Annotated in this window: 12 protein-coding genes; 6 read left to right on the forward strand and 6 right to left on the reverse strand. The window is 51.4% G+C overall.

Annotated elements, in window-relative coordinates:
• Positions 1-8: 8 nt before the first annotated feature.
• Entirely contained in the window at positions 9-953 is a 945-nt protein-coding gene (locus tag ACOZB4_RS11415) for a hypothetical protein (protein WP_379404799.1), read from the reverse strand.
• 193 nt (positions 954-1,146) lie between these two features.
• Between ACOZB4_RS11415 and ACOZB4_RS11420 the strand changes: the two genes are divergently transcribed.
• The gene (locus ACOZB4_RS11420; RefSeq protein WP_379404801.1) at positions 1,147-1,923 is read left to right on the forward strand and encodes a TIGR02206 family membrane protein; all 777 of its coding nucleotides are present in this window, start codon (positions 1,147-1,149) and stop codon (positions 1,921-1,923) included.
• A gap of 103 nt (positions 1,924-2,026) precedes the next feature.
• On the opposite strand, the gene ACOZB4_RS11425 is transcribed toward ACOZB4_RS11420, so the two are convergent.
• The 4 genes from ACOZB4_RS11425 to ACOZB4_RS11440 all read right to left on the reverse strand — a co-directional run bounded on the left by ACOZB4_RS11425 (position 2,027) and on the right by ACOZB4_RS11440 (position 7,837).
• Positions 2,027-3,019 (reverse strand): aldose 1-epimerase, encoded by a 993-nt coding sequence (locus ACOZB4_RS11425; protein WP_379404803.1) that lies wholly within the window; start codon positions 3,017-3,019, stop codon positions 2,027-2,029.
• 135 nt (positions 3,020-3,154) lie between these two features.
• Positions 3,155-4,885 (reverse strand): glycerol-3-phosphate dehydrogenase/oxidase, encoded by a 1,731-nt coding sequence (locus tag ACOZB4_RS11430; protein ID WP_379404805.1) that lies wholly within the window; start codon positions 4,883-4,885, stop codon positions 3,155-3,157.
• 189 nt (positions 4,886-5,074) lie between these two features.
• On the reverse strand, positions 5,075-6,565 hold the full coding sequence (gene glpK / locus ACOZB4_RS11435) for a glycerol kinase GlpK (protein WP_379404808.1): 1,491 nt from the start codon (positions 6,563-6,565) through the stop codon (positions 5,075-5,077).
• A 60-nt stretch (positions 6,566-6,625) separates the two neighbouring features.
• Positions 6,626-7,837, reverse strand: coding sequence for an ROK family transcriptional regulator (locus tag ACOZB4_RS11440; protein WP_379404861.1), 1,212 nt, complete (start codon positions 7,835-7,837; stop codon positions 6,626-6,628).
• Positions 7,838-8,268: 431 nt separating this feature from the next.
• On the opposite strand from ACOZB4_RS11440, the gene ACOZB4_RS11445 reads away from it, so the two are divergent.
• The 5 genes from ACOZB4_RS11445 (at position 8,269) to ACOZB4_RS11465 (ending at position 12,731) form a co-directional block, all read left to right on the forward strand.
• Positions 8,269-9,531 (forward strand): ABC transporter substrate-binding protein, encoded by a 1,263-nt coding sequence (locus ACOZB4_RS11445; protein ID WP_379404810.1) that lies wholly within the window; start codon positions 8,269-8,271, stop codon positions 9,529-9,531.
• A gap of 47 nt (positions 9,532-9,578) precedes the next feature.
• Positions 9,579-10,520 (forward strand): carbohydrate ABC transporter permease, encoded by a 942-nt coding sequence (locus ACOZB4_RS11450; RefSeq protein WP_076325068.1) that lies wholly within the window; start codon positions 9,579-9,581, stop codon positions 10,518-10,520.
• A gap of 16 nt (positions 10,521-10,536) precedes the next feature.
• A complete protein-coding gene (locus ACOZB4_RS11455) occupies positions 10,537-11,373 on the forward strand; it encodes a carbohydrate ABC transporter permease (RefSeq protein ID WP_379404813.1) in 837 nt (278 codons plus the stop codon).
• Positions 11,374-11,415: 42 nt separating this feature from the next.
• Positions 11,416-11,544 (forward strand): hypothetical protein, encoded by a 129-nt coding sequence (locus tag ACOZB4_RS11460; RefSeq protein WP_379404815.1) that lies wholly within the window; start codon positions 11,416-11,418, stop codon positions 11,542-11,544.
• Positions 11,545-11,768: 224 nt separating this feature from the next.
• Positions 11,769-12,731 carry a Gfo/Idh/MocA family protein gene (locus tag ACOZB4_RS11465; protein ID WP_339290877.1) on the forward strand — a complete coding sequence of 321 codons (963 nt, stop codon included), beginning with the start codon at positions 11,769-11,771 and terminating at the stop codon, positions 12,729-12,731.
• Between the two features lie 138 nt (positions 12,732-12,869).
• On the opposite strand, the gene ACOZB4_RS11470 is transcribed toward ACOZB4_RS11465, so the two are convergent.
• Positions 12,870-14,294 (reverse strand): NAD-dependent succinate-semialdehyde dehydrogenase, encoded by a 1,425-nt coding sequence (locus tag ACOZB4_RS11470; RefSeq protein ID WP_379404817.1) that lies wholly within the window; start codon positions 14,292-14,294, stop codon positions 12,870-12,872.
• Between the last annotated feature and the right edge of the window lie 136 nt (positions 14,295-14,430).

Below are 14,430 nucleotides of genomic sequence, written 5' to 3' on the forward strand. Positions count from 1 at the left end.
TTACAGGGTTAAAGCTTCAGTTTTTTAGCATTGAGTATGTACAGATGCTTCAGCGGCATTGCACCGTTTCTGTACTTCCGGGCACCGGATTCAAACAGAACGTACAGATCATTACCCCTCATCGCAATATTCTCGGACATCGGAGGCATCGTCAGCGGCGTAGCCGCAGCCTTTCCCTTTGCTCCACGAGTATATATGAGCAATTTGCTTGCATTGTTGCGGCCGCAGGATTGGCTGTACACAACGCTTGATTTCGTCACGACCGCCCCTTGTATACGGTCAGGTGTACTCCATATATAGGTCGCCTTCCGATTCGACGGGAAACCGTCGCTGGACGTCAATGGATAACCTCGCAGTTTGCCCTTAGGTCCCGGCGCACACTGTTTGCCTCCTTGATCCTCACCATCCATATATTCGCCAATCCATAGAATGCCGTCTAAATACGTGGCATAGGATGCTTTATGGCCGAGCGCATATGGAGTCATGACAATATCGCTGTAATCTTTCTTGCTGCTCATTGTACTCAGCGGAATTTTGTACACATTTTTGCCGGACGTTACCCACAGATGATTTTTGCTAACCGCAAGCCCTCCGACATGCCCGGTATGCTTTTTGCTGCCGCTCTCATACAAATAGAGTGTTTTGATACGTTTGCTGGTTTTGCTGCTTGTAATCGAGATGCTGCTGGCTTGATTGCTGTCCTTATTGCCCCAATAATGCGAGATAATAATCCAGTTCTTGCTCGGAACGAGAGCCAGTCCTTGCGGAATCCACTCCTTGGTCCCGGAGTAACCAGGAATAGGAGCGCCCTTTTTGCTGATATCGAAGAACTTTTTGTACTTCGAGCTGGCTGCTTCGACCTCTCCGGGATGAACAAGCCCGCTTAAGCTGAAGATCAGCACTAAGCTAAGCAGGAGAAATGCATAACGTTTGGCTCCCTGTCGTTTACTCACAATCAATACACCTCTCTTCCATCGTCATAATCTATAACGGTATGATTTTCACCTTGCTTACCTACTTAAATGTATGTATTCTGGTCTGGTTGTACCTGATGATCGATAGGGATGCAAGGGTATGATCCTACCCCTAACTTGCCCCATATTATGGTAATATCAAATTAAAGGCTTATGAACATAGAGAGGATGATTGCGCATCAGTCCCTATTTTGATCCGAAATATCCGAAAGTTTTTACTGCTTTCTCCATTGAACATTGGATAGCCATTATGGTATTTATCGCCCTTGGCTCGCTGTTGTACCTGTTCAGGACTACAATCGCCTCCAAGCCTTCTTTGCAAAAGACCGTGAGATGGGGGCTGCTTGCTGCACTTTCGTTACCCGAAGCCTCCCTTCATATCTGGTATGCGTCAACGGGAATATGGGACCCTGCCACTTCGCTTCCATTGGAATTGTGCAGCTTGACCCTGTTTCTCTCCATCGCCATCCTGCTTACGGATGAACGCCGTCTATATCCGTTAGTTTACTTTGCCGGAATTGGAGGGGCCTTACAAGCTATATTAACCCCCAATCTGGGTTACCCTTTTCCCCACTTCCGGTTCTTTCATTTCTTCGTTGTTCATATCGCGATCATATTGACGGCGTTGTACATGACATGGGTTCGAGGATACCGTCCAACCTGGAAATCCATTGCCTGGACGATGGTCTTCCTGAACGTATCCGCAGCCGTTGTCGGTCTGGTCAACCTCGCTGTCGGCTCGAATTATATGTTCCTGATGCACAAGCCGGACACGGCTTCGCTGCTAGACCTGCTGGGACCGCATCCCGTATACATCCTCGTTGAGGAGCTCATCGCACTCGCGCTGTTTATCCTTATGTATGCCGCCTTTTTTGTCATTCCGGATCGCTTGAAACGCAGTCGCCGCCGTAAACAAGAACAAACACCTTTTTCTTCGGCTGGCAGTTGAAGAAGGAGTCCTATAAATATAAAGCGTATGGATTGTAAACGCCCTGTGTATTCGGGCGCGGCAATCCATACGCTTTTTTTCAGGGAAAAGCCTAGACTAATCCTTAATCCTTAAGATACAGCCTGGAGGTTGCTTCCCAAATTTCGCCCGGAGCCAAACCGAACAAGCCGATATCGTCAGCCGGCAAGTCCACGTTCGGTGCATTCACCAGGTTGATCTGTGGTTCGGGACAGAAGAACTTCCGGGATGCCTTGTTGTTCCATACCATCCACTGCTTATACGAATTGCCGACATCATAAACGAACGTTTTGCCAAGCTTGGTATCCGTCAATTCCATGCGGTTTCTGCCATTTTGCGGAACGGCCGTGTAATGGTTGTCCATCGAATCGAAATAAGGATTTACGCCGCTTGTCCGAAGCAGTTCTTCTTCTGGCGTCAGAGTCTGGAACTTGCCAGTCGGCAGCATCCGCTCACTCATTTCCCACCGCTCGCCCATGGTAATTCTCACGACGCAGTCATCCGCCGTGCTCCCGGGTGCAAACGGAGCGTTGATCGCCGTGTGGAAGGCTAGCAGGCACGGCATGCTGCCGGTACCCTGATTCCTTATAAACACATGCTGGGCCAAACCATCCTGATTCAGCGTGTAGCGAAGCCGGAAGGTGAACTGGTGCGGAAGCATGGCATACACGGGATGATCCTCATCAATGGTGACCGAAACCACCACGTAACTTTCAGCCTCGCTGCTGCCAAATTCCTCGACGCTCCAAGGAATTGTATGTAAAAAGCCATGGAGGTGATTGCCCGTCGCTTCTTCGTTGATCGGAAACTGATAGGTTTGTCCATTCCATGGAAACCGGCCGTCCTCATAACGATTAGGCGGAAAGAGAACAGGAATGCCGTGAACGCCCGGATTGGATTTGAATCCTTCCATTTCGTCTGCTTCCGGTTCGCGAAGGAACCGGTAACCGCTTTCGTTATCCCTAAAAGCGATGAGATTGCCTCCGATTTCGGGCAATATCACCGCTTCGTAAGGGCCGTGCTGGAGCCAAACCGCGCGCTCTCCGTGATATGATCCTTCATACGCTTTGTGGTTCATCGGGTCATCTCTCCTCTCAAGTGTGAACGTATATAGATTATCATACCAGTGCCCTTAACTTCTATATTTGAGGAGGGATTGTCATTAGAGTCATCCTCTCCCCCCTCACCCCGTTTGTTTAAAATTACATACCGGTTAAGACGTAAGTTTCGTTTTAGAAGAGTTTTGCAAAAGTGGAGCCGGGGCCGATTGATCGCTTGCTGTAGTCTGTGTGGCCGAGACCAACTCCTCATCCAGTTCCTTCGTGTATTCGAGTGTCTGCTGCTCGCTCCAACCCAGTACCGTAGCCATATAATCGATCACAGGCAGCTTCCATTTTCTCGTCCAATCGATATGAAATAATAGGGAACCCGTGCGACGGATAAAAAAGTCGGCCGGCTTCACTGCCATCTCATGCTGAATCGCATACATCAGAGGAACCAGCACCGATACCGGAAGCACCGCTGCTTCCGCCTGTTCGGAGCCCTCCTTGGCCAAGCGGAACAATTCCGACACGTTGGAGCCGTACGTTCGCGCCCACTGCTCGGCGAGCTTACGGTCAATTCCTTGCGCGGCGCCGATCTCCGCCTGCTTGCGGACAAAATCAGGGAATTGGGCCGAGCCGCCAACCTCACCGCCGGAAATAGGCAGATTCTTCGTTACGCAGGCACCATACGCTTTCCCGCCGCTTTCTTGGATCCGTCTCGCAACCAGGTCGACGACGGTGCCGGCCATTTTGCGATAGCCGGTCAGCTTCCCTCCGGCAATGGTAATCAGGCCAGACGGGGACTCCCAAATTTCATCCTTTCGTGAAATTTCGGACGGGCTTTTGCCTTCCTCCAGAATCAGGGGCCGGACTCCCGCCCATCCCGATTCAACGTCTGCCGGGTTTAGCTTCACGCCAGGGAACATGTAATGAATGGCTTTCAATATATAATCCCGGTCCTCCACCGTGATCAAGGGACGTACGGGATCGGCCTTGTAGACCGTGTCGGTGGTGCCTACGTAGGTCTTCCCGTCGCGGGGAATAGCAAACACCATTCGGCCGTCAGGTGTATCGAAGTACACCGCTTGACGAAGCGGAAACTTGGATTGATCGATGACCAGATGAACCCCTTTGGTCAGCTGAAGCATTTTCCCCTTCTTGGACTTATCCATTTCGCGCACCTGATCCACCCAGGGCCCTGCCGCATTTACGATTTTGGTTCCGGATACGGACTTGACCCCGCCACCCAGCATATCTCTTACGGTGATACCGGTAATTCGTCCATTCGCATCATAATTCAACGATTCGGCCTTCGTGTAATTGAACAGAACCGCCCCTCTGGCGGCTGCCTCCTTCATGACCTCCAGCGTCAGCCTGGCATCGTCCGTCCGGTATTCCACATAATAACCGCCGCCCTTAAGGCCCTCCTGCTTCAGAAGCGGCTCCCGCTTCAGCGTCTCGGATGCCGACAGCATGGAACGCCGTTCTCCCCGCTTTACGCCGGCCAGGAAATCATACACCATCAGCCCGATAGAGGTGCTGAACCTTCCAAAGGTGCCACCCCGGTGTATCGGCAGGAGCATCCACTCCGGCGTGGTAACATGCGGCCCATTCTCATACACAACAGCCCGTTCTTTGCCAACTTCGGCCACCATGCCAACTTCAAACTGCTTCAGGTACCGCAGGCCGCCATGCACCAGCTTGGTCGAACGACTGCTCGTTCCTGCGGCAAAATCCTGCATCTCGACCAACAAAACTGACATCCCGCGCGTGACCGCATCCAGCGCAATCCCTGCACCGGTTATGCCCCCTCCGATAACAATCAGATCGAAGGTTGCCTCTGCAATTTCTTGAAATCGATGCCTGCGCTCCAAACTTGAAAACGACTGTACCTGCTTCACAATGAATCCCTCCCAGTATGATTTACCCTGTTTTTATCTATCGTTACCCTTCCAATGCAAAAAGACAGCAAAAAAGAGACCACGAAACGCGCAGTAACAAACCCCATATCATGAGGTATTCCGCGCCTAGTGGTCTCTCCAAGTCTCCAGACATGTATTCACTTAATGATCATTATACCATAGAAAATGCTAATGAAAAGCCATTGCCGCATAAACGGCTTTTTTCCAGCCGCTGTATAATTGCTCCCTTACGTCTTCCTCCATGGTTGGCTTGAAGCTTTGCCCCATGCTCCATTTGCTGCAGATTTCCTCCTGATCCTTCCAGAAGCCGACAGCGAGCCCAGCCAGGTAAGCGGCACCGAGTGCCGTTGTCTCCGTAATGTTCGGCTGTTCCACCGGAACATTCAGGATGTCGCTTTGGAATTCCATGAGAAACGTGTTGGATACAGCCCCTCCATCCACCCGCAGGGATGTGATGCCATAGCCGGAATCTTCTTCCATCACGGATAGGACATCCCGAGTTTGATACGCAAGCGACTCCAGGGTTGCACGGATAAAATGCTCCTTCGACGTGCCTCGCGTCAGGCCGAATACGGCCCCTCGGACATCGCTGTTCCAGTATGGACTGCCGAGTCCGACAAAAGCTGGCACCACGTACACGCCTTCTGTTGAGTTGACCCGACGCGCATAGGGCTCACTGTCCTTGGCCTCCCGGAACATCCGAAGACCGTCGCGCAGCCACTGGATCGCCGAGCCGGCCACGAACACACTGCCCTCAAGCGCATACTGTACACCGCCATCCAGTCCCCAGGCGATCGTGGTGATCAGCCCATGCTCGGATTTTACGGGCTGGTCGCCGGTGTTCATCAGCATAAAGCTGCCGGTTCCGTAGGTCGTCTTCACCATGCCTTCCGAGAAGCAGGTCTGCCCAAATAGCGCCGCCTGCTGATCGCCGGCTGCTCCGGCAATTGGAACCTCGCGACCGAAGAAATGATAGGAAACGGTATTGGAATATACCTCGGAAGAAGGCCTGACTTCGGGCAGCATGGCCATGGGGATATCTAGGAGTTGCAGGAGCTCCTCATCCCATTTCAATTCATGAATGTTGTAGAGCATCGTTCGCGATGCGTTGGAATAATCGGTCACGTGCGCCTGGCCTCCGGACAGCTTCCAGATCAGCCAGGTATCGATGGTCCCGAATATAATGTCACCGCGCTCGGCCCGCTCACGGGCACCGTCTACATGATCGAGGATCCATTTGATCTTCGTTCCCGAGAAATAAGGGTCAATCAAAAGTCCGGTCTTCTCCCGAACCATCCCGTCATGTCCGGCGGCAATCAGCTCCTCGCAGATGCCCGCCGTCTGGCGGGATTGCCAGACAATGGCGTGGTATATCGGTTCGCCACTATTCCGATCCCAAACCACGGCCGTCTCCCGCTGATTCGTAATTCCGATTCCGGCAATCTGATCCGCCTTCACGCCCGCTTCGGATAAGCATGTCGCAATGACCGCAAGAATGGAGCCCCATATTTCATTGGCATTCTGCTCCACCCAGCCCGGCTTGGGAAAATACTGCGGAAACTCCTTATGAGCCGAGTGTACGATTTCTCCTTCCTTGTTGAACAGAATAGCGCGCGAGCTTGTTGTTCCTTGGTCAAGCGCCAGAATGTACTGCTCCAATCAACTTCTCCCCTTCCGCATATGCATTTAACCAAAGATAACGTGCAGGTGGAAACGTTGTCAAATCCAGTATTCCGTAAGCGAGAAACCTAGCAAGTCCTGCAACAGGACTGAGGCCGCACCCATTAACTTGTCTTCCTCGCCAAGGGAGGCCAAACCGAATACCATGTCCTCCTTCAGAATCGGCAGCGCATGCCGGTCTATATAGCTGCGGACCATTTCCAGCAAATTCGGATTTCCATGCGCCATTTCCCCGCCCAGGATTAGCGCTTCGGGATTAAACATATTGACCAGATTGACGATGGCTGCTCCCAGAAGCTCCGCCACTTCCTCATTCAGATCCCTCGCCAGCCTGTCCCCTCTGCGAAGAGCTTCCTTGAATACGGACGGAACAATTTTACTGTAATCTCCCCCGCTGAGCTCCTGGATTAACGTCGGTCTCCCCGTTGCAATTGCCGTTATAATTCGCGAATACACGGCCATCCAGCTGATGTAACTGTCCAAGCAGCCTACATTGCCGCATTCGCAGCGGATGCCGCTGCGGTTTACGCTCGTATGCCCGAATTCGCCGGCACCGCCATGCTTGCCCCTTAGGAGATGATCGTTAATTAAAATACCGGAACCAAGCCCGTCGCCAATGGAGATATAAATCAGGTTCGCAAATGCGTAATCGCCAAATCGGCGTTCAGCCAGTACAACGGAATTCATATCGTTCTCCACCCAGGTGCGCAGTCCATAGCGTTCTTCAATAATCCGTTTCAACGGAACATCGGTCATGCGAAGTTTCGTGTTATAGTGCACCATGCCCTGACTATCACTCACAATACCCGGCACGGTAACGGAAATCCCGACACACCGCTCTAAGTCTTCTTGGCCTGTCATGAAATTGTCCATCAGGCTCAGCAGCCGCTCGATAACGGCTTCTCCTTGGAGCCCGGCTAGAGGATGCGTTTCCTTCTGGAGCACCTTCGCCTCCAGATTCATGCGGGCCAGCATCATAACCGAATTCGTTATCGCTACAGCGAACAAATAATGATTATCCGGATTGAATTTAAGCAGAATGGGTTTTCTCCCTCCGCTGGAGGAGCCCGTTCCAATCTCGGAAACGTAGCCTTCCTTGATGAGTTCCTGTACGGCTGAGGCGACCGTGGAGGGACTCAGCTTGTTTTTTTTGGCCAGATCGATTCTGGATATGGGTCCCTCTGTGCGGATCTTGTTCAGCACCATGGACCGGTTTAATGCCTGAATCAGCTTATGGTCACCTTTTTTCATATTGTTCAAGCAAGCTCAACCTCTCTATCGTTTCTTCGCATAGTGCGACTTTCTGTATCGGAAAAATGAGGATAGAATCACTATAACATGTTCCAGAACTGAATAAAAACTTATTCCATTACTCGAAATAAGATGTAACGTTAGATCTCATGCTGATTCTCTCATATTGTGAAAAAAAGAATTTAAACGGATTTGAAATCGCTATCTTGAAAAATAATCGAGGGGATTATATAATCTTTCGCAATAGAAGCTGGTTGTTCTGTCAAGAAAGATAGCATATCGATGTTAACTTTTTTCGACTTATGGAATAACTATTGCTTTTTACATCACTTACATAAAGGGGGCGCATATGGGGTCCGCTTCACTTCGAACAAGCCGTACGACCAACCACGCTTGATCAAAAACCATGTGAATTCAAGGAGGGTTATCTGATGAAAAAAAGAATGTCTGTCCTGATTTCGGTATTATTCGTGTTCACCGCGTTACTCTCTGCTTGCGGAGGCGGCAATGCCTCTGGAGGAGAAAACGGCAAGAAGGTCATCAGCGTCGCTCTATGGGACGAAAATGTGCGGGACACGCTGGACAAGTCCATTAAAATTTTCAATGAGAAGCACCCGAATGTTGAAGTGAAAGTGACTTACACCCCATGGGCCGATTATTGGACCAAGCTGAAAACCAGCCTCGCCGGCAACAGCGGTCCTGACGTCTACTGGATGAACGGTCCTAACTTTCATTCCTATGCCTCCTCCGGTCTGATCAAAGACCTGTCTCCCCTAATTGAGAAAAGCGGTCTGGACACCTCGGTTTATACCGAAGCGCTCGTCGATATGTACACCTATCAGGGTAAACTTCACGGACTCCCTTACTTCCAGGATTCCGTTGGACTTTTTTACAATAAAGAATTGTTTGACCAAGCAGGTCTGCCTTATCCCGACAAGAGCTGGACCTGGCAAACCGTCGAGGAGAACGCAGCCAAACTGACGGATAAATCGAACGGCATTTATGGCTTCATCGCGCCGATCGACAGCCAGATCGGATACTACAACTTCATTGCTCAAGCGGGCGGATACGTCATCTCGGACGATAAGAAATCATCCGGATTTGATACACCCGAAGCGCTATCGGCCTTCCAGTGGGAGCAGAGCTTGATTGAAAAGGGTTATTCCCCAAGCGCCCAGCAGCAGCTTGAAACGAAGTCCCGCCAATTGTTCGGCTCCGGCAAGGCCGCTATGTTCCCGGGGATTTCGGTTAACTCCCCCGAGTTATACAAGCTTCTCGGCGATAAACTCGGTGTCGCTGAACTTCCTGCCGGCAAGGAAAAGGCATCGATCGTTCATGGACTCAGCTGGGCCATCAACGGCAAGACGAAGGTCGAGCAGGAATCCTGGGAGCTGATTCAGATTCTTTCCGGCAAGGAAGGTCAGGAATTACTCGCCGAATCTGGATTCTCGATGCCTGCATACAAAGGCACGGAGGGCGGCTGGCTGAAGTCCATCCCATCTCTTGATCTACAGGTGTTCGTGGACAGCCTGGAGTTCGCCGTACCTTATCCCGTATCCCAGAAAACGGCAGAGTGGCAAGACGCTGAAGTGAAGGAAATTCAGGCGGCTTTCCTCGGAAAGAAATCGTTTGAAGAAGCACTGAAAAATGCCGGCGAACAGATGAATGCGATCCTTGCGACAGAAACGAAATGACAAGCGGCCACGCCCAATACGGAAATTAAGAAAGGACGGTGCAGCCTGTGAGCTCTCCCATCACCGTGACCACAGAACCTCCTAAAACAACAACCAAGCGAAAAGTTGGGAAACTTGCCGTACACGAAGCTGTCTGGGGGTATATCTTCATTCTTCCTGTTGTGCTGGGCCTCGGTCTGTTCTATATGGCACCTTCCGCAGCATCTCTGTTCCTGTCGTTTACGTCGTGGGATGGATTAACTTCACCACAATTCATCGGATTCGATAACTTCGCAAATTTGATGAAGGACGACAAATTCACCGGTTCCTTGCTCAACACGATGCTGTATACGGTCGGTACGGTGCCATTATCCGTTGCACTCGCAACGGTGCTGGCCGTGCTTTTGAACCAGAAGATCAAAGGCATGGTCTTCTACCGCACCCTCTATTTCATTCCCGTGATCACCATGCCGATCGCGGTCGGCATGGTATGGAAATGGTTATACAACTCCGAATTCGGATTGATCAACCATGTGCTGGGCGTCATGAACCTGCCGCAGCCCAACTGGCTGTTCGATGAGCGATTCGCCTTGTTCTCCATCGTGCTTGTCAGTGTCTGGAGCAGCATCGGATACAATGCCGTCATTCTGCTGTCCGGTCTGCAGGGCATCTCCGGCAGCTATTATGAAGCGGCTTCGCTTGACGGAGCGGGGACGTTGTATAAGTTTTTCCGAATTACACTTCCTCTGCTCACGCCCAGCTTGTTCTTTGTCTTGGTCATGTCTTTCATCAATTCGTTCCAGGTGTTTGACCTGATCTTCATCATGATGGATCAACAGACCACGATGCTGGAATCCACCCGAACGGTTGTATACAGCATCTGGGAAGATGGCTTCAAATACTTCAACATGGGTTACGCTTCAGCGCAGGCCTTCATTCTGTTTATCGTTATTCTGATCATCACCATGGTCCAGATGTATATTCAGAAGCGCTGGGTCCACTACCAATAACAGGAGGTGTGTAGATGTGAATACTTCAACCAATACGGGAAAAGCAAGCCGTCTAGCGGTCCACATCCTGTTAGCTGTCGGGGCGCTGCTCATGATTATGCCGTTTCTGTGGATGATATCCACATCCTTCAAGTCCTTTGCGGACTCCATGTCCGTTCCGCCCAAATGGCTGCCTGTGGAATGGCACCCGGACAACTACCTGCGGGTCATCCAAACCATCGACTTCGGTACCTACTACTTGAACACCATAATCGTGACGGTGGGACGGACGGCTGGCCAACTCATTCTGTGCTCCCTTGCAGCCTATGCATTTGCCAGCTTGAGATTCCCTTTCAAGAACGCCATCTTTCTCGCGCTCCTGGCCGTGTTGATGGTCCCTTCCCAGGTCGTTATGATTCCGAGCTTTGTCATCATGCGCGAGTTCAATTGGCTGGACACATTCTATGTGCTGATCGTACCCGGCATATTCAGCGCCTTCGGTACATTCTTACTGAGACAGTTCTTTATGACACTGCCGAAGGATCTGGAGGAAGCCGCCAAAATTGACGGCTGCAGTTACTTCCGGATTTACTGGAATATTTACTTGCCTTTATCCAAGGCGGCTCTCGTCTCCCTGGCGATCTTCACCATATTAGCCTCATGGAACGATCTTCTGTGGCCGCTCATCATGACAAGCTCTGAGGAGATGCGCGTCCTTTCGATCGGGATTTCCAGCTTCCAGGGACAACATTCCACCGATTACCCGCTGCTGATGGCAGGCGCCCTAATGGCTACCCTTCCCATCATCATTCTGTTTATCTTCCTTCAGCGTTACTTTATTGAAGGGATCGCCATGAACGGGATTAAAGGATAACACTCGGATCGCTCGAACCATGCAGAAAAGGAGTGTACGGAAATGTTACAGGTGTTAGTTATTGGAGCAGGCACCATGGGAAGAACCCATGGTGCCGCCTATGCTTCGATCCCGGGCGTTAAGCTTGCTGGCGTTGCGGGTATCCGGGTGGAGGAAGCGCAGCAGAGTTAGCGGACAGACATGGCGTACAGGCCTATGCTTCATTCGAAGCAGCGGCACAGAAGGCGTCGTGGTATTTGAGAGGTTCTTCTGTGCTTTTTATCATTGCGCATCCGTCAATCTAGGTTCAAATGAGTGCTTGAATAATATGGATAGCGGGGCTATAATCACGTGTGAGTAATCGAGTTACCGGAATATGTAACCAACATCTTATACGATCAGGAGTGAGGCAACCTATGATTAAAGCAGGCGTGCTAGGAGCGGGAGGCATGGGCGCCGTCCATATCAAAAACCTTCACGGGAACGAACACGTTCAGCTGGCTGCAATATGCGATACCAATGAAACGTTAGCGCAGCAGCAGGCCGAACTGTACGGCACAGCTTACTATACGGACGGCAGCACGATGCTGGAGCAAGAACATCTGGATGTGCTGTATGTGTGCATTCCACCATTTTGCCATGGGGATATCGAAGAACAGGCAGCCGCGAAGGGCATTCACCTCATGGTGGAGAAGCCGCTGGGACTGGACGCCCAGTCCGTCCGCCACAAAGCCAAGGTCATTGCTGAAAGCGGAATCATTGCAGCTTCCGGCTACTGTCTGCGGTACCTGGACACGGTTGCGATTGCCAAAGACTTTCTCAAGGACAAAAAAATCGGCATGGTTCGCGCCCACTACATTACAACACCTGTACCAACTCCTTGGTGGCGCAAAAAGGAATTATCTGGCGGACAGCTAGTTGAGCAATCCACGCACACCATGGACTTGGTTCGCTACCTGTGCGGCGATATCACCCGCCTGTATGCTGATATGAAGCTGCTTCTGGTAGACGACATCCCGGACCTCGATATTCCGGATGTGGGCGCCATCCAATTCGTGTTGGATTCCGGAGCTGTCGGCCATATGCAAACTGGATTTATCCAGTTCGATCACCGCAGCGGAATCGAGATCATGGGCCGCGACTTCCGCGTCGTTCTGGACGGAACCACGCTCTCCATTGTAGAGAAGGAGAAAGAGATCGTGTATCGGAGCAAAACGGACTTCTACAAAAATCTTACCAACGCCTTGATCGACGCCATTCGTAACAACGATCCGAGCCTAGTGCTGGCATCTTATGAAGACGGCTTCAAGACGCTGGAAGTGACGCTTGCGGCCAATGAATCTGCGGAAACTGGAAAACCCGTTATCCTACAAGCATAATAATATGGGGCATGCTCATGGTCTGAAAACCTTGAGCATGCCCCTTAATTTTGAATTGGCATGGAGTAGCGCAGTAACATATATGCTTGTCAATCCACCCGTTTCGCATTCTTGTGCAATGATATACTCGCCCCGCTCTTATAAACCAAGCGAAATATACTTCACCTCCAGGAACTCATCCATTCCGTAGTGCCCGCCTTCCCGGCCCAGTCCACTCTCTTTGAATCCGCCGAATGGTGCTTGCGCCGTCGAAGGTACGGGATCATTCACGCCCACAATCCCGTAGTCCAGCGATTCCGCAATGTTGACCGCTTCGCCTAGATTCTGCGTGAATACATAGGCGGCTAAGCCATAAGGACTGTTATTGGCTCGCTGCACCGCTTCGTCTATCGTCCGGAAAGTGGTAATGGGCGCAAGGGGGCCGAAAGTTTCCTCATTCATACACTCCATGTCATCGGTTGCGTTCATGATGACCGTCGGCTCAACATAATTGCGACCCAGCTCAGATAATGCTTGACCTCCTGCCAGAATGACGCCGCCCTTCTCTTCCGCGTCCTTGATCTGTCTTACGACTTTATCCACAGCGTCCCGGTTAATCAAAGGACCAATATCGACGCCGTTCTCCAGTCCATTTCCTACCTTCAATTGCTTGACAAGCTCAGCAAACTTCGCGGCAAACGCCTGCGCAATGCCTTCCTGAACATATACCCGGTTGGCACACACGCAGGTTTGTCCCCCATTGCGGAATTTAGAGGAGATTAATCCGGCAGCCGCTTGGTTCAGGTCAGCCTGATCCGTCACAATAAACGGCGCATGACCGCCAAGCTCCAGCGATATTTTCTTGACGTTAGCGGCAGCTCCGGCCATCAGCTGTTTCCCCACCTCGGTTGATCCTGTAAAAGACAGCTTTCTTACACGGCTGTCCGCCTGCCACACGCTGGAAATGTCGCTTGAAGATCCAGTTACGATGTTAATGACCCCGGCAGGAATACCAGCCTGATCGGCAAGCTCTACCAGCTTGATGGCCGTAAACGGCGTCTCACCAGATGGCTTGATCACCACCGTGCATCCGGCTGCTAGAGCGGGCGCCACCTTACGGGTAATCATGGATGCCGGAAAGTTCCACGGCGTAATCGCTGCTACGACGCCAACGGGCTGCTTCGTTACGATGATGCGTTGGCGGCTGGATGATCCGGGTATGGTCTCGCCGTAGATTCGTTTGCCTTCCTCCGCATACCAGGCCACAAAGCTGTTGGCATATTGTATCTCGCCTGCTGCTTCCTTCAGCGGTTTCCCCTGCTCCGTGGTCATAATCCGCGCCAATTCATCCGTATGCTCCGCTATGAGCTGATGCCAGCGGCGCAGCAGTTCCCCTCGCTCATTCGCCGTTCTGCGAGACCACGCCGGAAAAGCATCGGCTGCCGCATCGACGGCCAGGGCGGCTTCCTTCTTGCCAGCCTTGGACACGGTACCTATCACCTTGCCATCCGCCGGATTATATACATCCATCTGTTCTTCGGTCTGAATCCATTGTCCAGCAATATAGACTTGATTTCGAAACATAGTAAAGACCTCCTCATCGTCTCTTCAGGCTGCAAGTGTCTATTGATCATCATCTTCTAGGTCACGATTCGTCCTTCTTATTATCCGTTACCCACTTACCCTAATGCAAAAAAAATAAAACACCGGAGCTCATGTG

Origin of the sequence: Paenibacillus sp. NPDC058898 (assembly GCF_049316025.1) — a bacterium.
Lineage (GTDB): Bacteria > Bacillota > Bacilli > Paenibacillales > Paenibacillaceae > Paenibacillus_AQ.